Annotated in this window: 20 protein-coding genes; 6 read left to right on the plus strand and 14 right to left on the minus strand. The window is 58.1% G+C overall.

What is annotated here, in order from left to right:
- The 3 genes from AAAC48_RS20585 to AAAC48_RS20595 form a co-directional block, all read right to left on the minus strand.
- Nucleotides 1–600 (minus strand): N-acetylmuramoyl-L-alanine amidase (locus tag AAAC48_RS20585; RefSeq protein WP_340655972.1); only part of this gene is annotated, 600 nt, incomplete at its 3' end.
- A 19-nt stretch (nucleotides 601–619) separates the two neighbouring features.
- Entirely contained in the window at nucleotides 620–1,102 is a 483-nt protein-coding gene (locus AAAC48_RS20590) for a CreA family protein (RefSeq protein WP_340655973.1), read from the minus strand.
- Nucleotides 1,103–1,183: 81 nt separating this feature from the next.
- Nucleotides 1,184–1,816, minus strand: a complete 633-nt coding sequence (locus AAAC48_RS20595; RefSeq protein ID WP_340655998.1) for a DapH/DapD/GlmU-related protein — start codon at nucleotides 1,814–1,816, stop codon at nucleotides 1,184–1,186.
- Nucleotides 1,817–1,883: 67 nt separating this feature from the next.
- Between AAAC48_RS20595 and AAAC48_RS20600 the strand changes: the two genes are divergently transcribed.
- Genes AAAC48_RS20600 through AAAC48_RS20610 form a run of 3 tightly spaced genes read left to right on the plus strand, consistent with a single transcriptional unit; the run spans nucleotide 1,884 to nucleotide 3,598 of the window.
- Nucleotides 1,884–2,045, plus strand: a complete 162-nt coding sequence (locus AAAC48_RS20600) for a hypothetical protein (protein WP_340655974.1) — start codon at nucleotides 1,884–1,886, stop codon at nucleotides 2,043–2,045.
- Nucleotides 2,046–2,085: 40 nt separating this feature from the next.
- The gene (locus tag AAAC48_RS20605) at nucleotides 2,086–2,676 is read left to right on the plus strand and encodes an SCO family protein (protein ID WP_340655975.1); all 591 of its coding nucleotides are present in this window, start codon (nucleotides 2,086–2,088) and stop codon (nucleotides 2,674–2,676) included.
- A 19-nt stretch (nucleotides 2,677–2,695) separates the two neighbouring features.
- Complete coding sequence (locus AAAC48_RS20610; RefSeq protein WP_340655976.1) at nucleotides 2,696–3,598, plus strand: 50S ribosomal protein L11 methyltransferase; 903 nt, start codon at nucleotides 2,696–2,698, stop codon at nucleotides 3,596–3,598.
- A gap of 247 nt (nucleotides 3,599–3,845) precedes the next feature.
- On the opposite strand, the gene AAAC48_RS20615 is transcribed toward AAAC48_RS20610, so the two are convergent.
- A complete protein-coding gene (locus tag AAAC48_RS20615) occupies nucleotides 3,846–3,986 on the minus strand; it encodes a hypothetical protein (RefSeq protein WP_340655977.1) in 141 nt (46 codons plus the stop codon).
- Between the two features lie 253 nt (nucleotides 3,987–4,239).
- Here AAAC48_RS20615 and AAAC48_RS20620 point away from each other — a divergent pair, with 253 nt between their 5' ends.
- Complete coding sequence (locus AAAC48_RS20620; RefSeq protein WP_340655999.1) at nucleotides 4,240–6,084, plus strand: aminopeptidase P family protein; 1,845 nt, start codon at nucleotides 4,240–4,242, stop codon at nucleotides 6,082–6,084.
- A 6-nt stretch (nucleotides 6,085–6,090) separates the two neighbouring features.
- On the opposite strand, the gene AAAC48_RS20625 is transcribed toward AAAC48_RS20620, so the two are convergent.
- Nucleotides 6,091–6,384: an AzlD domain-containing protein gene (locus tag AAAC48_RS20625; protein WP_340655978.1), complete on the minus strand. Its 294-nt coding sequence runs from the start codon at nucleotides 6,382–6,384 to the stop codon at nucleotides 6,091–6,093.
- Nucleotides 6,384–7,130, minus strand: coding sequence for an AzlC family ABC transporter permease (locus AAAC48_RS20630; protein ID WP_340655979.1), 747 nt, complete (start codon nucleotides 7,128–7,130; stop codon nucleotides 6,384–6,386). Before AAAC48_RS20630 ends, AAAC48_RS20625 begins: the two co-directional genes overlap by 1 nt.
- 155 nt (nucleotides 7,131–7,285) lie before the next feature.
- Here AAAC48_RS20630 and AAAC48_RS20635 point away from each other — a divergent pair, with 155 nt between their 5' ends.
- On the plus strand, nucleotides 7,286–7,630 hold the full coding sequence (locus AAAC48_RS20635; protein ID WP_340655980.1) for a cupin domain-containing protein: 345 nt from the start codon (nucleotides 7,286–7,288) through the stop codon (nucleotides 7,628–7,630).
- A 6-nt stretch (nucleotides 7,631–7,636) separates the two neighbouring features.
- On the opposite strand, the gene AAAC48_RS20640 is transcribed toward AAAC48_RS20635, so the two are convergent.
- The 6 genes from AAAC48_RS20640 to AAAC48_RS20665 all read right to left on the minus strand — a co-directional run bounded on the left by AAAC48_RS20640 (nucleotide 7,637) and on the right by AAAC48_RS20665 (nucleotide 14,525).
- Nucleotides 7,637–8,341: a TIGR02453 family protein gene (locus tag AAAC48_RS20640; protein WP_340655981.1), complete on the minus strand. Its 705-nt coding sequence runs from the start codon at nucleotides 8,339–8,341 to the stop codon at nucleotides 7,637–7,639.
- A complete protein-coding gene (gene ligA / locus AAAC48_RS20645; protein WP_340655982.1) occupies nucleotides 8,338–10,482 on the minus strand; it encodes an NAD-dependent DNA ligase LigA in 2,145 nt (714 codons plus the stop codon). The genes AAAC48_RS20640 and ligA overlap by 4 nt, the downstream gene beginning before the upstream one ends.
- A gap of 248 nt (nucleotides 10,483–10,730) precedes the next feature.
- Nucleotides 10,731–12,443, minus strand: a complete 1,713-nt coding sequence (gene recN / locus AAAC48_RS20650; RefSeq protein ID WP_340655983.1) for a DNA repair protein RecN — start codon at nucleotides 12,441–12,443, stop codon at nucleotides 10,731–10,733.
- 21 nt (nucleotides 12,444–12,464) lie between these two features.
- Nucleotides 12,465–13,331: an outer membrane protein assembly factor BamD gene (locus AAAC48_RS20655; RefSeq protein WP_340656000.1), complete on the minus strand. Its 867-nt coding sequence runs from the start codon at nucleotides 13,329–13,331 to the stop codon at nucleotides 12,465–12,467.
- Nucleotides 13,332–13,537: 206 nt separating this feature from the next.
- On the minus strand, nucleotides 13,538–14,107 hold the full coding sequence (locus AAAC48_RS20660) for a DUF4865 family protein (RefSeq protein WP_340655984.1): 570 nt from the start codon (nucleotides 14,105–14,107) through the stop codon (nucleotides 13,538–13,540).
- A 28-nt stretch (nucleotides 14,108–14,135) separates the two neighbouring features.
- Nucleotides 14,136–14,525, minus strand: coding sequence for a tautomerase family protein (locus tag AAAC48_RS20665; protein WP_340655985.1), 390 nt, complete (start codon nucleotides 14,523–14,525; stop codon nucleotides 14,136–14,138).
- Nucleotides 14,526–14,650: 125 nt separating this feature from the next.
- Here AAAC48_RS20665 and AAAC48_RS20670 point away from each other — a divergent pair, with 125 nt between their 5' ends.
- The gene (locus tag AAAC48_RS20670; RefSeq protein WP_340655986.1) at nucleotides 14,651–15,541 is read left to right on the plus strand and encodes a LysR substrate-binding domain-containing protein; all 891 of its coding nucleotides are present in this window, start codon (nucleotides 14,651–14,653) and stop codon (nucleotides 15,539–15,541) included.
- 4 nt (nucleotides 15,542–15,545) lie between these two features.
- Here AAAC48_RS20670 and lpxC read toward each other — a convergent pair whose 3' ends face one another.
- Nucleotides 15,546–16,505 (minus strand): UDP-3-O-acyl-N-acetylglucosamine deacetylase, encoded by a 960-nt coding sequence (gene lpxC, locus AAAC48_RS20675; protein WP_340655987.1) that lies wholly within the window; start codon nucleotides 16,503–16,505, stop codon nucleotides 15,546–15,548.
- Nucleotides 16,506–16,769: 264 nt separating this feature from the next.
- A complete protein-coding gene (gene ftsZ / locus AAAC48_RS20680; RefSeq protein WP_340655988.1) occupies nucleotides 16,770–18,464 on the minus strand; it encodes a cell division protein FtsZ in 1,695 nt (564 codons plus the stop codon).
- Nucleotides 18,465–18,516 lie beyond the last annotated feature (52 nt).

Raw genomic sequence — 18,516 nt, forward strand, 5'->3', positions numbered from 1 at the left:
GTTTTGTGAAGGGTATCTAGCGCCTCCCTTCCATCTCCCTGTTCGGGCAACCGGTCGCCATGGACCCAACCCGAAAATCGGGCTCTCCCCGGCCGGCGTCAGCACGGACCGCCACTTACCGCTCGCCTCATGCACCATAACCTTTGTCCCGTCGGCAAGTATTTCTCTGACTGTTGGAAACGAAGCGCCGGGGCCCTGTCGGATATTCAAACCATTACTCGAGCGGACCACCATGACGGCGTCACAAAAATCGGCCTCGCCTCGCACCCTCGCCTTGAATGCATTCATATCCCAGGCGGGCCCAGGGTCGGATTTCCGGCCCGGAGCTATATCATCGTGCCCGAAGATCTCTTCGATATCGAATTCGCCGCAGATGGCCTGAGCGGCGGCCACGATCGTTGCAATCTGAGCATCGGTAAAGATCTCCCAGCCCCCATCTGGAACGCCGAACTTATGCCCAGCTTCGATGACCTTGGATCCGTCAACGGCAGCTCCAGTCCAGGACACCCAGCTGCCTCCACTCCTGTGGAGAGGGCCCCAATTCTCGATCTCGATGCCAATCGAGTTGCTGTTTAGCCCCGAGAACCTTGTGCACGACAAGATTCGCCTTCAGAAAATGCTATTCTGGCTTGCCCTTCGTCCAGGTCACATTCCCGGCAAACAGCGGGATTGTGGAGATCGATGTCTTGGCTGAACCATCCTGGACCTGGGTTGCATGGGCGAGATAGATCAACGAGTTGTTTGCCTTGTCATAGATCCGGGTGATGACGAGTTTCTTCCAGATGAGGCTCGTCCGCTCCGAGAACACCCGCTCACCGCCCTCGCCGAGCTTGATGTCGTCAATGGTGATCGGGCCGGTCTGCTGGCACGAGATCGAGGCGTTGGAAGGGTCCTCGAACCAGTTTCCCTTCTGCAGCCTGTCGATCACGCCGCGTGAGAACGAGGCAAGATGACACGTGACGCCCTGTACTTTCGGATCGGTGACCGCATCGATGACAATGTCATTGCCGAACCAGTCGACGCCGACCTTGCCTACCTCCTCGGCCTGCACAGGCACGATTGCGGCGCCCACAAGAGCCAGTGCAGCGATTGTGCATCTCATCGAAAAATCTCCTGAAGTTGCGAACACGTGCCAAATTTGGATACCGCGCCGATTGATTGCAAGCCGAACGCTGTGCGGCAACTAGCGTTCCCATTTGGTCAGAAAATCCTCGATGCTGAGCGATTGTATATCAGGAATGGCTTCAAAGAGGGTCGCTGATGGCCAATCCCACCAGGCAAGCCGCAACAGGCGCGCGACGATATCTTCTGTAAAACGTGGGCGAATCAGCCGGGCTGGATTGCCAGCGACAATCATGTAGGGCGCAACATCCTTTGTGACCACCGCGTTGGCGCCGATGACGGCGCCATGGCCGATCCTGATGGCGGGCATGATCACTGCGCCATGGCCAATCCACACATCGTGGCCGATGCTGACGCGCTTGGCCTGCCGACGGGCGCGGAAGGCACTATCGATGCCCTGGTAACGGAAAAACTCATTTGGCCGGTAGCTGATCTTATGCGTCGTCAGCCGCTCCATCGGATGTTCAAGCGCATTGATACGGACATTCGATGCGATCGAGCAGAAACTACCGATATCGGCATAGATGCCCTCGCTGTGGCGTTCGAAATAGGTGAAATCACCAGCCGTCACATCGCGCAAGACGACGCGCTCGCCGACCTCGGCATATTTGCCTAGTTTGACACCTTTCAACTGCGCGCTCGGATGGATCCGCGGCTGGTCGTTTTGAAAGCGTGGATCGTCTGTGTCAGCCATCATGTTTCTCAAATGAAGTTTGGGCAATTCTTTTGCATAGACAGCGCCGAAATCCTATATTCAACCCATGAAAACGTCATCGTCCATCAGCGCACCCAGAATTATGCTCTATGCAGCGCTTGCGCTTGGCGCCGCCATTGCATCGGGACTGACCTTCGCCGCATGGTTCAATCAGGGCGATTCCATCTTCCTGTCCCTTATCAACGCCGGTCTGGCGTGGTGCATGTAGCCACCTCGAAGCAGCTCCAGAGTCTTACAGAGTCACATCCATGAACAAACGTTTGATGCCCTTCTTGATCGTGGCGATTGCGCTGCTTGCTGCCGCAGCCGGATGGATCGCATTCCAGTCTTCGCGGCAGGGGGCAAACGGCAACCAGGGCCCGTTCGGCACGGAATTCCAGCTTACGACCATGAACGGCGAACCAATCACCGAGGCCGCGTTCCGCCAAAAACCTTCGGCCATCTTCTTTGGCTTCACCCATTGCCCGGATGTTTGCCCGACCACGCTGTTCGAACTCGATGGCTGGCTCAAGAAACTGGGTCCAGAAGGCAAGGACATCAACGCCTATTTTGTCACGGTGGATCCCGAACGCGACACAACGGCAACGTTGAAAGCCTATGTCAGCAATGTCTCCGACCGGATCGTGGGTGTGACCGGCGATCCAGACAAGATGGCGGCCATGCTCAAGGGTTACAGCGTCTATGCACGCAAGGTTCCTGTCGAGGGTAATGACTACACCATGGACCACACGGCCTCGATCTTTCTGCTGGACAGCAAGGGCGGTTTCTTCGGCACCATTGCCTATGGCGAAAATCCTGATACGGCTGTCGAGAAATTGAAACGCCTCGCCAAGAGCTGATCCGAAAGCCGTTTTCCCGATGACCACCCAGACCCGCCTTTTCCTTACCGCCGGCAAGATCGAAGCCGAGCGCGTTTTCACCATGCTCGAACGCGCTTTTGAGGAAGATGGCCTGCCGATCTCCACCTCCGAAATCGATGAGGATCGCGAGATCTTCGAGGTTTCCGTCTATACATTCGAGCCAGACGATATCGCGGCGCGTATCATGGATTTGCTGGGTAGTGATATCTTCGGCCTCGAGTTGAAGCGCGAACAAGTGCCGGACATCGATTGGGTTGCGCATTCGCTAGAAGGGTTGACGCCGGTTCGCGCCGGACGGTTCTTCGTCCATGGCTCACACGACCGCGACAAGCGCCGCGTCAATGATCTCGGCATCGAGATCGATGCCGGGCTCGCTTTCGGCACGGGTCATCACGGAACCACATCCGGCTGCCTCGACATGATTGGCGAAGTGATAAGACGTGAACATCCGCGCAATGCGCTTGATCTTGGCACCGGCAGCGCGGTGCTTGCCATCGGCATTGCCAAGCTAGCGCCCATCCCGGTTCTGGCCACGGATATCGATCCGATCGCCGTCGCGGTGGCGCAGGAGAATGTGGTGAAGAATGGCGTCGCTGCGCGAGTGCAGACTGAAACCGCAACAGGCTTCCACCATCCATCGATGCGCTTTGCTGCACCGTTCGACCTGATTGTTGCCAATATTCTGGCGCGGCCACTGATGCAGCTGGCGCCCGAGATGCGCAAACACCTGGCCTTCGGCGGTTCGCTCATTCTTTCAGGTATTCTCGAAACGCAGCGCGAGAAGGTACTCGCCGCCTATCGCGTGCAAGGATTATTCCATCAGAAAACGCTTCGCCGCGAAGGCTGGGTTACGCTGCACCTCAAAGCCAATGCGTCGCCGCTTAGGGTCCGGACCTGTTAATATGATCGAAGTGGCGCCTGAAACGGCAAGAAGATGCGAGGAGAAGCGTGAAGGGCGGGGTCTTCCCCCCGGCCGAATGGTTCGACACTTGAGCTTGCAGCCGTTTCGGCGTCGGCAGGATATGGTCTTTTCGCCCGGCTACCGTGTCGCAAAGGCTTGAAAATGGATAAACATTGCCATCGCCTCTGCTCCTCGTATCCGAACGAAAAGCCAAATACCATTTCGGCCGGATTAACAGGTCCTGACCCTAAACGTAATAGTTGATGTGCCTGGTTCTTTCACGCGTCCCGTCGATCGACCGGACCACGTATCTTTGCATCTGGGCTGTGCGGTAGGCGAAAATATTTTCGAGCGCTATCTTGAAGAATCCACGGATCTTGTATGCCATCTCTCATCTCCATGATCATATGGTGGCAACCGATCCTCCCGCTCAAAAGATAGCTGATTTGCCCCGCCGGGAACCAGCAACGTTCGTGCATGGCAGCCATGTTTATCGCGCATTCACGACGAAATAATTCGTGTAATGCAACTATGCTCTATTCAGTGTTCTACGGCAAAATCCCGTTGTTAAATCCACTCATCCATTGCGCGCGTCAGGGCGGGGCGGTAGGTTTCGGCCTCTAACAACAGAGGTTTCAGTCATCATGTTCCAGTCGTTTGAGGTCGCAAGCAATCCAGCCACCGCCGCGCCGCGCGTCGCCAAGCTGCGTGCCGAACTCGGGAGCCTTGGCCTGGACGGTTTTCTCGTACCGCGCGCCGACGAACATCAGGGCGAATACGTGCCTGCCCGCGCTCGCCGCCTGGCATGGTTGACCGGTTTTACTGGCTCGGCCGGCGTTGCCCTGATCATGAAGAACCAGGCCTATCTGTTCGTTGACGGACGCTACACATTGCAGGCGGCCGAACAGACGGACCCAGAAATCTTTACGATTGAAAGTCTGGTGGACACCCCGCCGCCAGTGTGGCTGCGCAATGTCGAAAAGAAGCTCACCATCGGCTTCGATCCGTGGTTGCATACAATCAGCGAGACCAAGTCCCTGCGCGAGGCGCTCGAGAAGAACGGTGGCAGTCTCGTAGCGGTCAAGGACAATCTGGTCGACATGATCTGGGACGACCAGCCGGCGCCGCCGCTCGAAGCCGTCACGATCCAGCCGGAGAAATACGCAGGCAAGCTTGCGAGCCAAAAGCTGCATGAATTGGCCGAAACTGTTGCCAAGGCCAAGGCTGACGCGACGATCCTTACGGATCCTTCCTCCATTGCCTGGGCCTTCAATATTCGTGGTAATGACGTGAGCAACACGCCGTTGCCGTTGGCGTTCGCGCTGCTCCCCGCTGCTGGCGAGCCGCTGCTTTTCATCGACAAACGCAAACTACCAATCGAAACGGAAGCGTACCTTACGCAGCTGTCGACCTTGCGTCCGCCATCCGCATTGGAAAGTGACGTTTCGGCTTTTGCCGCAGAGGGCAAGACGGTTATGCTCGATCCGGCACTTGCGGCCGAGAAGCTGCGGCTGATCATTGAGCAAGCCGGCAGCAAAGTCGTGGATGGCCTCGATCCGGCGCGTCTGCCGCGCGCTGTCAAGAACGCCGTCGAGCTTCAAGGCGCACGCAAATCGCATGAACGCGATGGCGTCGCCATGGTGTCTTTCCTGTCCTGGATCGACGAGCAGGCACCCGGCACCATCGATGAGATCATCGCAGCGACGAAACTTGAAGAAACCCGCCGCACCGTGGCCGAGGGCTTCCAGATGCCGCTGGAAAACCTCTCATTCGACAGTATTTCCGGTGCGGGGCCGAATGGTGCCTTCGCGCATTACCGGGTCAGCACAGCGTCGAATCGCACTTTGGAGGATGGCGAGCTCTACCTGATCGACAGCGGCGGCCAGTATCGAGACGGCACGACTGACATCACCCGAACTCTGCCGGTCGGCAGGCCGACCGACGATATGAAGCGCAAGTTCACGCTGGTATTGAAAGGCATGATCGCCGTTTCAACCGCGCGCTTCCCCAAAGGCACCCGCGGCATGGATATCGATGCCCTCGCCCGTATTGCGCTTTGGAAGCAGGGTTACGATTACGGCCATGGGACCGGCCACGGCGTCGGCTCCTTCCTATCGGTGCATGAGGGGCCGCAGAGCATTTCGAAGCGCGGCGTGCAGGAACTGCTGCCGGGCATGATCCTTTCCAACGAACCCGGCTACTACAAGCCCGGTGCTGGCGGCTATGGTATCCGCATCGAGAACCTGCTGATCGTTACCGAGCCGGAAGTGCCGGAAGGCGGGGACATCCCGATGATGAGCTTTGAGACCATCACGCTCTGCCCCATCGACAAACGGCTGATCGACACCAGCCTGCTGGTACGCGAAGAGCTGATCTGGCTGGACGCCTACCACGCCCGCGTTCGCGAGGCGCTGCTGGCGCACACGACTGGTCCGGCACGCCAATGGCTTATCGCGGTGACCGAGCCTTTCGGTCACGGCGGCTGAAAGCGATCAGGAGAACTGGCGCAGCAGAATGATCATTGCCGCGCCAGCGAGAAACATGGTCAGCGCGTTAAACCGCAGGGAAATCAGCCCGGCGAAGGCCAATGCCACCAGACCGCGCCAATCGGCGGTGGCGGCCGCTGGCGCAACCAGCGTCGTCAGGACCGCGGCTGGCACCGCATTCAACGCCACTTCGACACGCGGATGGATGCGCTCGAACCGTGACAGCACCAGATGACCACCAATACGCGTCAGGAATGTCAGGACCGCGCCAGCGAGAATGATCCAGAAGATCGAAGACATCAGCGTTCCGCTCGTACTTTTTCCGGCTTGGCAACGATCACGGCCACCAGAATGCCGGCCAGGGCGCCGATGCTCACATGCCACGGCGAGCCGATGGTCTTGTAGGCAATGATCGAGGCAATGGCGCTGGCGATGACGATTGGCGCCCAGTTGTCGCGCTTGCGAAAGCCCATGACAAGCCCGAGGAAATAGATCGGGAGCAGCATGTCGATACCAAGAGCATGCGGATCGGAAATGAGATTGCCGAAGAGCCCGCCTATCCACGCTTCCAATACCCACATCACATAGATCGGCGTGGCCACGCCAAGATACCAGATGAATGTCACCGGTTTCCCCGATTCCGCGCGTTTCTCCGTTTCCGCATATTGCGGGTCCGTCAAAAGGAAATAGCTGAGGGCGCTCTGCAGCGGTTTGAAGTGGCCGATCCGCCGCCCCACCGCGGCCGAATAGAGTACGTGCCGGAAATTGACCGCGAAAATGGAAAAAACAATCAGCCAGGCAGGGATGTTGTGACCGAAGAGCTCGATGCCGACCATTTGGCTGGCGCCGCCGAAAATCGCGGCGCTCATCAGCACCGCTTCGAATACACTGAAGCCGTTGTCGATTGCCAACGCGCCGAACAGCAGTCCGAACGGCGCCGATGCAATCATGATGGGTAAGCCCTTGGCAAAGCCTTCCCAAAATTGCGAGCGAGAGCTGCTGGAATCGGCCGCGACCGCCTCTCGTTGATATATTTGTTCGTCCATGGGGCCTGCTCTAGGCCAGGATGGTCAAGCTGTCACGTGAGATTTGTTGATCGATACCATCAATGTTGCTGCATGAGATGCCGCCCTATCCCCTTCTTGTCACTCTTTTGATCGACGGATAGGTTGTACTTGGGAGCGTTAACAGGGAGAGAGCCATGGCGCATGTCATCAATCGCGATGTCTGGGCGGAGCATCCGGAACGCTGGCACGGCGAGGTTACCGGCAAGCCCTATGGCACCAATGTGTCGATCATATTCAACTGCCAGGAACGCATTGGTGGTGGACCGCGCCTGCATAAGCATCCCTACACTGAGACATTCATCATCCGCAAAGGCCATGCCCGCTTCACTGTTGGCGGCGAAATCATCAATGCCCATGAAGGCCAGATCGTCGTCTCACCCGCCAATACACCGCATAAATTCGAGAATCTCGGACCCGGTGCGCTCGAGACCATCGATATCCACGCCAACGAGGTTTTTATAACCGAGTGGCTTGAGTAAGCACCATCAGGATATCAACGTCCCTTCGATCGCCCTGCCCCAGTCGATCAATGGCCTTGCCCGCAGTGCAAAGTCGAGAAGATCGTCGGCGAGCTTTGGCGACATGATGCTGGCGGGATCTATCGGGAAGCGAACGACAAAGCTCTTGTTACGCAGCGCCTCGATCAGATCGGTTTCGGCAACATCGTCGAATCCGCGCGGGGTCCGTTTCAGTCGATCGCTATCACGCAGTTCGAGTCCATTCTTGGCGAGCGCCTTGACCATGGCGCGGTATCTCTCTGGCTTTTCGACGATGGCTTTGCGCATGGCGAGCAGAAGTTCGGGCTTCGGCTGCCACCAGGCGATGGCGGCGTAGCAGCCGCGATAGTCCTCAAGACCGATACAGACATAGAAACAGCCGCTCTCCGCCCATTTATTGCCGTCGGGCGACAACAGCGCCGACAAATGCCGGTTGTAGGGGCTCTTATCCTTGGAAAAGCGGGTATCGCGCTTGATGCGGAATTGCGATTTCTTCCGGTCACCCCGAAACGGCAGACCGGCCTTTTCGAAACGCACCAGCAGATCGTCGACCAAGTCACCGAGCGGTTCGTAAAGATGCGCCTCGAACAGGTCCTTGTTCTCCACAAACCACTCGCGATTCTGATGGAAATCCAGCGCTTTGAGAAACGGCAGCGCCTTTTCGCCAAAGCCTTTGAACACGATTTCGCTCATGCGCCCACCAACGTAAACCAGGCATCCTCGTCGATGACCTCAATGCCAAGACTTTGCGCCTGCGCCAGTTTCGAGCCTGCTCCGGGTCCGGCGACGACAAGATCCGTTTTCTTCGAAACGGAACCGGCCGTCTTGGCGCCGTAGCGCTCGGCCATGGCCTTGGCCTCATCGCGCGACATACGCTCCAGCGAACCGGTGAAGACGATGGTCTTGCCGACAACCGGCGAGTCACTGACCGTTTTCACTTCCTCGTCGATCGGTGTCACTTCGGCCAGAAGTGCGGCGAGTGCTTCGCGGTTGTGTTCTTCCGCATAGAAATCGACCAGTGCCTCGGCAACGATGCTGCCAATGCCTTCGACCTCGTTCAATTCGCGCCATGCGTCATTGCCCTTGTCGGCCCTGTCCTTGGGGGGCACTGCTGCCATTGCCGCATTGGCAAGGGCATCATAGGAACGATAGGCCTTTGCCAGCCGCTTGGCATTGACTTCGCCGACATGGCGGATGCCAAGGGCATAGATGAAACGGCTGAGCGAAACCTGACGCCGGTCGTCGATCGCGTCATAAAGCTTCTTGACCGAGGTTGCGCCGAAACCGTCAATGTTCTCCAGCTTGGTCAACGAACCGGCCTGGCGTTTCTTCAGGGTGAAAATATCGCCTGGCGTGCCAATATGCAGGGCCGGATCCTCCGATTTGAAGAAAAACTCCACCTGCTTCTCTCCGAGGCCTTCGATGTCGAAGGCGTTGCGCGAGACGAAATGCCGGATGCGTTCCACGGCCTGCGCCGGGCAGATCAAACCGCCGGTGCAGCGGCGCACCGCCTCGCCTTCTTCCCGCACTGCGTGCGAACCACAAGCTGGACATACGTTCGGGAAGACATAGGGCGACGGCCCGCGTGGTTTGTCGGCAACAATATCGACGATCTGCGGAATGACATCGCCGGCGCGCTGCACCACGACCGTATCGCCAACGCGCAGGTCGCTGCCCTCGCGGATTGGCTGACCATTCTGGCCGATCCCCTTGATGTAATCCTCGTTGTGAAGTGTCACATTGGTAACGACCACACCGCCCACCGTGACAGGCTCCAGTCGCGCCACCGGGGTCAGCGCGCCTGTGCGTCCGACCTGGATGTCAATGCCTCTGAGGATCGTCATTGCCTGTTCGGCCGGGAATTTATGCGCAATCGCCCAGCGCGGGCTGCGGGAGACAAAGCCGAGCCGCTGCTGCAGCGCGAGGTCATCCACCTTATAGACGACACCATCGATATCATAGCCGAGCAAGGCGCGCTGCTCTTCGATCTCGTGATAATGCTTTACCAGCCCTTCAACCGTCTCGAAGCGTTTCATCAACGGATTGACGCGTAAGCCATAGGACCGGAACGCGTCGACCATGCCCATTTGCGTGGTCGCCGGCATCTCGCTCACCTCGCCCCAGGCATAGGCAAAAAACTGCAATGGCCGCGAGGCGGTGATCGTTGCGTCGAGCTGGCGCAGGGAACCGGCTGCCGCATTGCGCGGATTGGCGAAAATCTGCTTGCCTTCCTTTGCCTGACGCTCGTTGAGCGCGGCAAAATCGGCATGACCCATATAGACCTCGCCGCGCACCTCCAGCACTTCGGGCGGATTGCCACTCAGCACATTTGGGATGCTGGCGACGGTACGTGCATTGACCGTGACGTTTTCGCCGGTGGTGCCGTCGCCGCGGGTCGCCGCCGTTACCAGCCGCCCGAGTTCATAGCGCAGCGAAAGCGACAGGCCATCGATCTTGGGTTCTGCCGTGATCGCAACCGCAGCGTCAGCGCTGAGCTTGAGGAACCTGCGAATACGGCCGACGAAATCCTCTACGTCACTATCGTGGAAGGCATTGTCCAGCGACAGCATCGGCACGACATGGGTGACCTTGCCGAACTTTTCCGAGACGCTCGCACCAACTTTGTTTGAGGGCGAATCCTCGCGCTTGAGATGCGGAAAGCGCTGCTCGATGGCGAGATTGCGTCGCCGGAGCGCATCATATTCGGCATCCGATACGATCGGTGCGTCTTCGGTATTGTAGCGGTAATCGTGCTGGGCGATCTCGGCGGCGAGACGGCCAAGTTCCTCGGCCGCTTCCGCCTCACTCAAGTCTTCTACGGGAATGTCTGCCATGGCCTGTCCGACGCTGAAAATACGGATTCGGGCGGGAGATTAGCCTATGAGACGCCGAAATGCATCGTTCAAAATCCAGTGCATTGAGTTCAGATAATGTGCAAACGAAGCCGCACTTATCTCTCCCCTTGTGGAGAGAACGGACTTTCTTGGATTTAGCCTCTTTGCTAAATCCTTAGAAAGTCCAAGAGAGGGGATATCGTGGATGCAAAATCCCCTCTCTTGCGATTTCTCGCACTTGGCAAGTGCTAAGATGCTGGAATCGCTTTCTCCCCCACAAGGGGGGAGATACCGGCAGCATTTTCCCTTAACAAACGAACTGCGGCTGCACGTGCTTCCTCAGTGACACTGGCGCCGGCCAGCATGCGGGCGATTTCTTCCTGCCGGTCGCCCGTCTCCATGGCGCGGATCGATGTCGCCACACGGTCATTGCCGGCAGCGGCTTTTGCGATAAGGAAATGCGTCTGTGCCCGGGCAGCGACTTGCGGCGCATGAGTGACGGAAAGCACCTGAACCTGACCTGCCAAACGACGCAGGCGCTGGCCGATGGCATCGGCAACGGCGCCACCCACGCCCGTATCGATTTCGTCAAACACCAGCGTCGGCGCCGAACCGCGATCGGCAAGCGCCACTTTCAGGGCCAACAGGAAGCGCGAGAGCTCGCCGCCGGAAGCAACCTTCATCATCGGCCCCGCGCGCGTGCCGGGATTGGCTCGGACCCAATATTCGACGGTGTCGATGCCCTCGGCGGTGCGATTCTGCGGATCTGTCGTCATTTCCACGATGAATTCCGCGCGTTCAAGTTTCAGCGCCGGAAGTTCCGCCATGACGGCTTGCTTGAGGTGGTCTGCAGTCTCGCGCCGGTCATTCGAAAGGGCCAAAGCTGCCTGATCAAAAGCGTCGCGCGCAGCAAGCGTCTGGTTTTCCAGCGCAGCAAGCCGTTCGGCGCCCGCGTCGATATCGGCAAGATCGGCATCCATCCTGTCCCGCAAGGCGGCAAGATCGTCGACAGCCACAGAGTATTTGCGCGCTGCGCCGCGAAGGGCAAAGAGGCGCTCTTCCGTCTGCTCGAGGACACGCGGGTCAAAATCGATGGCACGGATGGCCTGTTCGATACCATTCTGGGCCTCCGCAAGCGCATTCAGAGCCTCGTCGATCGCCTTGACCACAGGCTCCAGCAATTGCGGTGCTTCCGGCACCTTGCGCTCGAGGCGCCGAACCAGACTGGCAAGCGACGGCACGGGCGATGCACTACCGGAAAGGACCTCATTGGCGTCATTGACATCGCCCGCGATCTTTTCCGAGCGCATCATTTCCGTGCGCTTGATCGCCAGGGCCTCCTCTTCCTGCGGCTCCGGATCGAGCTTGGCAAGCTCCTCGACGGAGGCACGCAGATAATCGGCTTCGCGTGTGGCAGCCTCCACCTTGGTGCGATGACGGACCAGAGCGTGCTCTGTGTCCCGCCATGTCTTGTGTAGCGCCCGGACCAGAGCAGCTTTGGTTTCAAGCGCACCGAACGCATCGAGAAGAGTACGGTGAATATCGATGTCAATCAGAGCGCGGTCGTCATGCTGGCCGTGGATTTCAACGAGCTTGCGGCCAAGCTCCTTCAGCAGCGTGACGCTTGCCGCCTGATCATTGATGAAGACGCGGCTGCGACCATCGGCGGTTTGCACCCGGCGCAGGATGATATCGCCATCGTCGCCAATATCGTTATCACGCAAAAGTGCCCGTGCGGGATGACTGCCCATCACGTCGAAAACGGCCGTAACCTGCCCCTGCTCCGCGCCGTGGCGCACAAGGGAGGCGTCGCCGCGTGCCCCAAGGGCGAGCGACAAGGCATCAAGCAGGATGGATTTACCGGCACCCGTCTCACCAGTCAGCACCGACAAGCCTTCGCGAAACTCGATGTCGAGCCGTTCAATCAGAACAATATCGCGGATCGACAGATGCGAAAGCATGGATTGCTCGGTTTATATCGGTTAGACGCCGTCTTTGCCGCCAGTGATTGCCGCTGCGGCCTTGGAGAGCCACGACCCCGCACTTTCGCGCGGTTGCAGGCCACCGCTCTGGAGGAGCTTGTAGCTATCCTTGTACCACTGGCTGTCCGGGTAGTTCTGCCCGAGGACGGCTGCCGCCGCCTGTGCTTCGCTCGTCAGGCCAAGCGCATAATTGGCTTCGACGAGACGTGCCAAGGCTTCCTCGACATGGCGTGTGTTCGAGTATTGCTCGACAACGCCGCGGAAACGCTTGATCGCTGCAAGATACTCCTTGCGCTCAAGGTAATAGCGTCCGACCTGCATCTCCTTGCCGGCGAGCTGGTCGCGACCAAAACGGATCTTAGCCCTGGAATCTTCGACATATTCAGAATCAGGGAAACGCTCGACCACCTCATTGAATGCGGCAATGGAGCGGCGGGTCATACCCTGCTCGCGCGTCACATCCGGGATCTGGCGGTAATAGCTAAGGCCAGTGATGTAATAGGCATAAGCAGCTTCGGGCTGGGTTGGGTAGAGCGCGATATAGCGCTTGGTCATGGCAATGGCTTCGTCATATTTGCCAGCGCGATAATTGGCGAATGCGCCCATCACCAGCGATTTGCGGGCAAATTCTGAGTAGGGATGCTGGCGATCAACCGCATCGAATTTCTTCGCGGCTTCATCGAGACGCCCGGAATTCAGGTTGGCCAGCGCCTGATTGTAGAGAACATCGGCAGGCTCAATCGTGTCGACATAGGCGTTCAGATCGAGATCATCATCTTTCGAAGCACAACCGGAAATGGCTATAGCGCTGGCAATTGGAACAAGAAGAAGGGCCAATCGGGCCTTGCGGCCAAGCCCTGAATTCATCGACATTCTGCAATTCGCCATGCTGTCTCCGGCCCCACACAATAGTTTAAGAGCATTGATCGCAAACCCGATATCACGTTTGCGTCTCATGCTCTAGGCATAGTCAATCTTACCGTCGGTTGGGCGTTCATAAACCACAAGCCGACAGAATCAGCAATCTTATTGCCGTGTAATCGTCCAATTTTGTGGCGGAGTGTAAAATGAATTCAATCTTGTTCCGGCAGGGAAAGATGTCCAATCCTGTAGGCCTGGACGTCAGTACCGGATAACAATCGCCGCGGCTCGCCCCAAAGTTGAAAGCGGATACGCGTCCAGCTTGTCGGCTCGAAGGCCGAGACCGAGGCAAGTGCACCACCTTTCTCGACATCATTGATTGCTTCCTCGCTTTCGCGCTTGCGCAATTCGCCAAGCGGCGAGTGGGCTGCCGTCGCGCGAATTTCGCGGGTTGCAAACACCGCTTCACGCACGGCATCGGTAAGATGTGCCTGCCAGATGACCCAGGTCTTGACCTGCGGCCAGCCGAATGACTGCGTAAGTCCAGCAAAGCCCTCGCCGCAGAGAAAATCGCTCAGACCGTCTTCGTGGTTCCAGAGATAGAATGGCGCATAGAGATTGTCGCGGCTTCCGGTTCCATCGTCTCTTCGAGCGGTCAAATAGGCCTTGAACCGCAAGTTCGGGAGATTGTCGAGCAGAGGGCCTTTCTCGGCGATACGGCGATCAATGATCGCCATGTCGTAGTCGGCAGGTAGTGAAAAGCTATATTGCATGGCGATCATGGCAGCGGTCCCTTTCAATGCAATATCGTCAATCGGCTTCCAGCATCTGCGTTTCGCCGTTGCTGAAGGACCATTCGTCCCGGCTCGAGGTATTGATGATGATCATAATATCTTCCGGCCGGATGCCCGGTGCCTGTCCAAGCAGCGCGACCGCCCGCTTGTAGAACGCCTTCTTCGTTACCGTGTCGCGGGGCTTGCCCGTCGTTATCGAGAACACGACGAAATCATCCGAGCGCGGTCCGCCGAAATAATTGCGGTCGAAAATCAACTCGCCAGGGCGATGCTGATGGATGGCCTGAAAGCGGTCATTTGCCGGGACATCGAAGGTCTCGACCATGGCCTGGTGCAGGCTATCGGAGAGTGCTTTCAGATATTCCGGCGATTTTCCTTCAAGAAGAGAGATGCGGGCAAACGGCATGAGAATTGTCCTTCTATGGAGCGCCGATAACGCAATAAACTTGACGCTCGATTTATAGACGCGCATATTCGTCCTTAAAATCAGAAAATTATGGATCAATAGTCCTATAAATATGGATAATTAATATGCGACGGATCACATTCGATATGGATGTGTTGCGAACCTTCGTAACAGGGATGGAGTTCGGAAGCTTTGCCAAGGCAGCCGATCGCTTGGGTCGCTCTACCTCTGCCGTAAGCGCCCAGCTGAAGAAGCTCGAACTGCAGGCGGAAACTCCGATCTTCGTGAAAGCCGGCCGCGGCCTCGCACTAACGGAAGCGGGCGAGACAATGCTTGCCTATGCACGCCGTCTACTTGATCTCAACGATGAAGCCGCCACAGCGATCCACGGGACCGAGCTGGAAGGTTGGGTGCGGCTTGGTCTCCAGGAAGATTTTGGTGAGACGATCCTTCCGGACGTACTGGGGCAATTTGCCCGGGCCCATCCAAAAGTGCGGATCGAGGCGCGCGTGGCACGCAATGCCGAGCTGATCGATCGCGTGACATCTGGCCGGCTCGACCTGGCATTGGCCTGGAGCGATGGTGCAGTCACGCCGCATTGTGAGCGTGTCATGGACATACCGATGTGCTGGGTCGGTCCGGCCGGCGAACCAAAACATTGGCGCGTATCAGCAGACGAACCGCTACCACTGGCTTCACTTGAAGCGCCCTGCCTGTTGCGCACTGCTGCCATCAACGCGCTCGATCGGGCCGGAATCCCGTGGCGGCTGGCTTTTATCAGCCCCAGCCTTGCTGGCCTTTGGGCGGCGACCGCAGCGGGCCTTGGCGTGACGATCCGCACCCCGATCGGCCTTCCTATAAGCGTGCAGCCCCTCGTACCAGCCGACAGCGGATTACCTGCCCTGCCGTCCCTGGGACTTGTGCTTCATCGCTCGGAAGCACAGTCCGAACCTGCAACAGCGCGCCTTGCGGCGATCATGCTGCAGGCTGTGCATAGCGCAATACCAAGATTCTAGTAGGTCAGATCGCCCAGGGTGCGAAAACGGAAGCGTTCACCGCGACAAGAGCGGCGCCACGCGATTGACCGCGCTTGCCCGCCATTTCGACGATCTCAAATGCCGTTTGATCCGACAAAAGTGCGCGAAGCGCCGCGGCATTAAGTCGATGCCCACCACGATAGGAGCGGAAACAACCAATGAATGGCGCGCCCGCCAAGGCAAGGTCACCAATTGCATCAAGCGCCTTGTGACGCACGAATTCGTCCTTGTAGCGCAGACCACCCGGATTGATGACCGAGTTGTCATCACCGATGACCAGGGAATTGTCGAGCGATGAGCCGAGCGCAAGCCCGCCAGCCCATAGCTTTTCTACATCGCGCATGAAACCAAAGGTGCGCGCCCGCGAGATTTCCCTGCGAAACACGGCTTCATCCATATCGCTTGCGAACTTCTGGCGGCCGATCACAGGCGTTTCAAAATCGATTTCGACCTCGTAGCGCGTGCCATCATAAGGACGGAACTCTGCCCATGACGCACCAGACTCGATGCGCGATGTCTTGAGCACGCGGATGAAGCGGCGCTTTGCTGCCTGATGTGCAAATCCGGCTTGTTCGAACGCGTCGAGAAATGCTGACGAAGTCCCGTCGAGGATTGGCACTTCCGGCCCGTCAATCTCGATGACCATATTGTCGATGCCAGACCCAGCAATTGCCGCCATCACGTGCTCGACTGTACTGATGGTGACACCTGCGCGGTTGGTAAGGGTCGTCGACAGATCAGTTGTGCCGACTTCGGACACAAGCGCCCTGATTTCGTGGCTTGCATCAGCACCATCGAGCCGGTGGAAAACAATCCCCGTATCAGGATCGGCAGGCACAAAAGATATCGTTACGGGCGCGCCGCTGTGCACACCTGCACCGGAAAGCGAGATGCGCTCTGCAATCGTTGTCTGGAAATCGCGCAAATTGAAACCTCGTGCCATGAACCGCAAGCCAGATGGCCATATCCGGTATTGGATGTTTAACCCTCGCGCGCTGGACTATTCAGAATCAGCATCGCGCTTGTTATTTTGCAGCGCAAGATACAGTCAGCATCGCATGATGCAAAATCACGGTTTAGCGACATTTGTAACGAAACCTTCATGCCACCAGCTAAGCCGTTTTCATGCCAATTCAATAGTTTGAATGAAAAATTCCGCCATTGGGGCAATGGCGGAATTTATAGTCTTTAATATTCCGTTACCGGATCAGTTGGCCTGCCGGCGAAGGAATGCCGGGATTTCGAGCTGATCGTCCTCGGAAGGCTGACGTGCCTGCGGCTGGACCCGGCCCTGCTCGTCAAGCTGTCCGCGGCGCGGCGCGTAGATCGACGCGTCCTGCGAAAGCGGGCGGCGTGGCTCGGCCGGACGCATGGCAGGTTCGCGCGGCTGCGCCGGTTCCAACCGGGCAGTCTCGTCTTCGCGGCGCGTCAGACCGGCCGTCAGGCGCTTCAAGAGACCCATCGGGCCACGATCTTCATGGCTTTCATAGGCCGGCTCGCGGCTATTGTCGCGCGCACCCATGTCGCGGGCATTGAGTTCCGCCTGAACGACCGGCGGGAAATCAGCGACATTGGGCATCCGCGGCGCTGCTGGCTGCGGTGCAGGAGCTGCCTGCATCTGCGGCTGAGGTGCCGGCTGATGAACAGGCTGCTGCGGAACAGCGGCAACCGGTGCATCGAAGACCTCCGGTGCAGGCGCCTGGAAAATGCGGCTCTGCGGACGGAATTCCTGCTCGGCAGGCTGCGGCGCGCGCTGCGGAATGTCGTGTTCGGCGGCGCGGATTGCTTCTGCTACCGGATCCACAGGGCGAGCGGCCGGCTGTTGAACCACCGGACGGGCAACTGTTTCAACCCTTGCTGCTACCTGCGGGGCAGGCTTGGCAAGGGGCTTCAGAGGCTGGCGAAATTCGATCGGCGCAGGCGCCGACTCTCCAATCTGCTTATCGATGCCAGTTGCCACGACGGAAACGCGGATGATGCCTTCGAGGCTTTCGTCGAAGGTTGCGCCGAGAATGATATTGGCGTCCTGGTCAACTTCTTCGCGGATACGTGTTGCAGCCTCGTCGACTTCAAACAGCGTCATGTCGCGGCCACCGGTGATCGAGATCAACAGACCCTTGGCGCCACGCATGGAGGTTTCATCCAGCAAAGGATTGGCAATCGCTGCTTCAGCGGCAGCCATTGCACGGCCGTCACCGGAAGCTTCGCCAGTGCCCATCATTGCCTTGCCCATCTCGCGCATGACCGAACGAACGTCGGCAAAATCGAGATTGATCAGGCCTTCCTTCACCATCAGGTCCGTAATGCAGGCAACGCCGGAATAGAGGACCTGATCGGCCATCGCGAATGCATCGGCGAAGGTCGTCTTGTCGTTGGCAATGCGGAAAAGGTTCTGGTTTGGAATGACGATAAGGGTATCGACGTTCTTCTGCAGATCGGTAATCCCCATATCGGCAGTGCGCATGCGGCGCTGACCTTCGAAATGGAAAGGCTTGGTCACGACGCCAACGGTCAGGATGCCTTTTTCGCGTGCCGCGCGGGCGACGACGGGAGCTGCACCGGTGCCAGTACCGCCACCCATGCCGGCGGTGACGAAGCACATATGCGTGCCCGACAGGTGATCGTTGATTTCGTCGATGCACTCTTCAGCGGCTGCGCGGCCAACTTCCGGCTGCGAACCTGCTCCAAGACCTTCGGTGACTGCGGCACCAAGCTGAATAAGACGCTCAGCCTTGGATTGCGACAGCGCCTGCGCATCGGTATTGGCCACAACAAATTCAACACCGCGCAAACCGGCATTGATCATGTTATTGACCGCATTGCCACCGCCGCCGCCAACACCGAAGACGGTGATCCGGGGCTTAAGCTCGGTAATATCCGGCTTTTGCAGATTGATACTCATTTGTTCCGTTCCTTTTCGTCTTTACCGCCTCGCCGCTGCGGTATTTTTTTGG

Origin of the sequence: Phyllobacterium sp. (genome assembly GCF_037994405.1) — a bacterium.
Lineage (GTDB): Bacteria > Pseudomonadota > Alphaproteobacteria > Rhizobiales > Rhizobiaceae > Phyllobacterium.

Bases quoted from the DNA above. Each gene is read 5' to 3' on its own strand.
- AAAC48_RS20670 (WP_340655986.1), top strand. From the start codon at position 14,651: ATGCGACGGATCACATTCGATATGGATGTGTTGCGAACCTTCGTAACA.
- AAAC48_RS20605 (WP_340655975.1), top strand. From the start codon at position 2,086: ATGAACAAACGTTTGATGCCCTTCTTGATCGTGGCGATTGCGCTGCTT.
- AAAC48_RS20660 (WP_340655984.1), bottom strand. From the start codon at position 14,107: ATGATCGCCATGCAATATAGCTTTTCACTACCTGCCGACTACGACATG.
- recN (WP_340655983.1), bottom strand. From the start codon at position 12,443: ATGCTTTCGCATCTGTCGATCCGCGATATTGTTCTGATTGAACGGCTC.
- AAAC48_RS20640 (WP_340655981.1), bottom strand. From the start codon at position 8,341: ATGAGCGAAATCGTGTTCAAAGGCTTTGGCGAAAAGGCGCTGCCGTTT.
- AAAC48_RS20600 (WP_340655974.1), top strand. From the start codon at position 1,884: ATGAAAACGTCATCGTCCATCAGCGCACCCAGAATTATGCTCTATGCA.
- AAAC48_RS20610 (WP_340655976.1), top strand. From the start codon at position 2,696: ATGACCACCCAGACCCGCCTTTTCCTTACCGCCGGCAAGATCGAAGCC.
- AAAC48_RS20625 (WP_340655978.1), bottom strand. From the start codon at position 6,384: ATGTCTTCGATCTTCTGGATCATTCTCGCTGGCGCGGTCCTGACATTC.
- AAAC48_RS20615 (WP_340655977.1), bottom strand. From the start codon at position 3,986: ATGGCATACAAGATCCGTGGATTCTTCAAGATAGCGCTCGAAAATATT.
- lpxC (WP_340655987.1), bottom strand. From the start codon at position 16,505: ATGGCACGAGGTTTCAATTTGCGCGATTTCCAGACAACGATTGCAGAG.
- AAAC48_RS20655 (WP_340656000.1), bottom strand. From the start codon at position 13,331: ATGAATTCAGGGCTTGGCCGCAAGGCCCGATTGGCCCTTCTTCTTGTT.
- AAAC48_RS20665 (WP_340655985.1), bottom strand. From the start codon at position 14,525: ATGCCGTTTGCCCGCATCTCTCTTCTTGAAGGAAAATCGCCGGAATAT.
- ligA (WP_340655982.1), bottom strand. From the start codon at position 10,482: ATGGCAGACATTCCCGTAGAAGACTTGAGTGAGGCGGAAGCGGCCGAG.
- AAAC48_RS20595 (WP_340655998.1), bottom strand. From the start codon at position 1,816: ATGGCTGACACAGACGATCCACGCTTTCAAAACGACCAGCCGCGGATC.
- AAAC48_RS20635 (WP_340655980.1), top strand. From the start codon at position 7,286: ATGGCGCATGTCATCAATCGCGATGTCTGGGCGGAGCATCCGGAACGC.
- ftsZ (WP_340655988.1), bottom strand. From the start codon at position 18,464: ATGAGTATCAATCTGCAAAAGCCGGATATTACCGAGCTTAAGCCCCGG.
- AAAC48_RS20590 (WP_340655973.1), bottom strand. From the start codon at position 1,102: ATGAGATGCACAATCGCTGCACTGGCTCTTGTGGGCGCCGCAATCGTG.
- AAAC48_RS20630 (WP_340655979.1), bottom strand. From the start codon at position 7,130: ATGGACGAACAAATATATCAACGAGAGGCGGTCGCGGCCGATTCCAGC.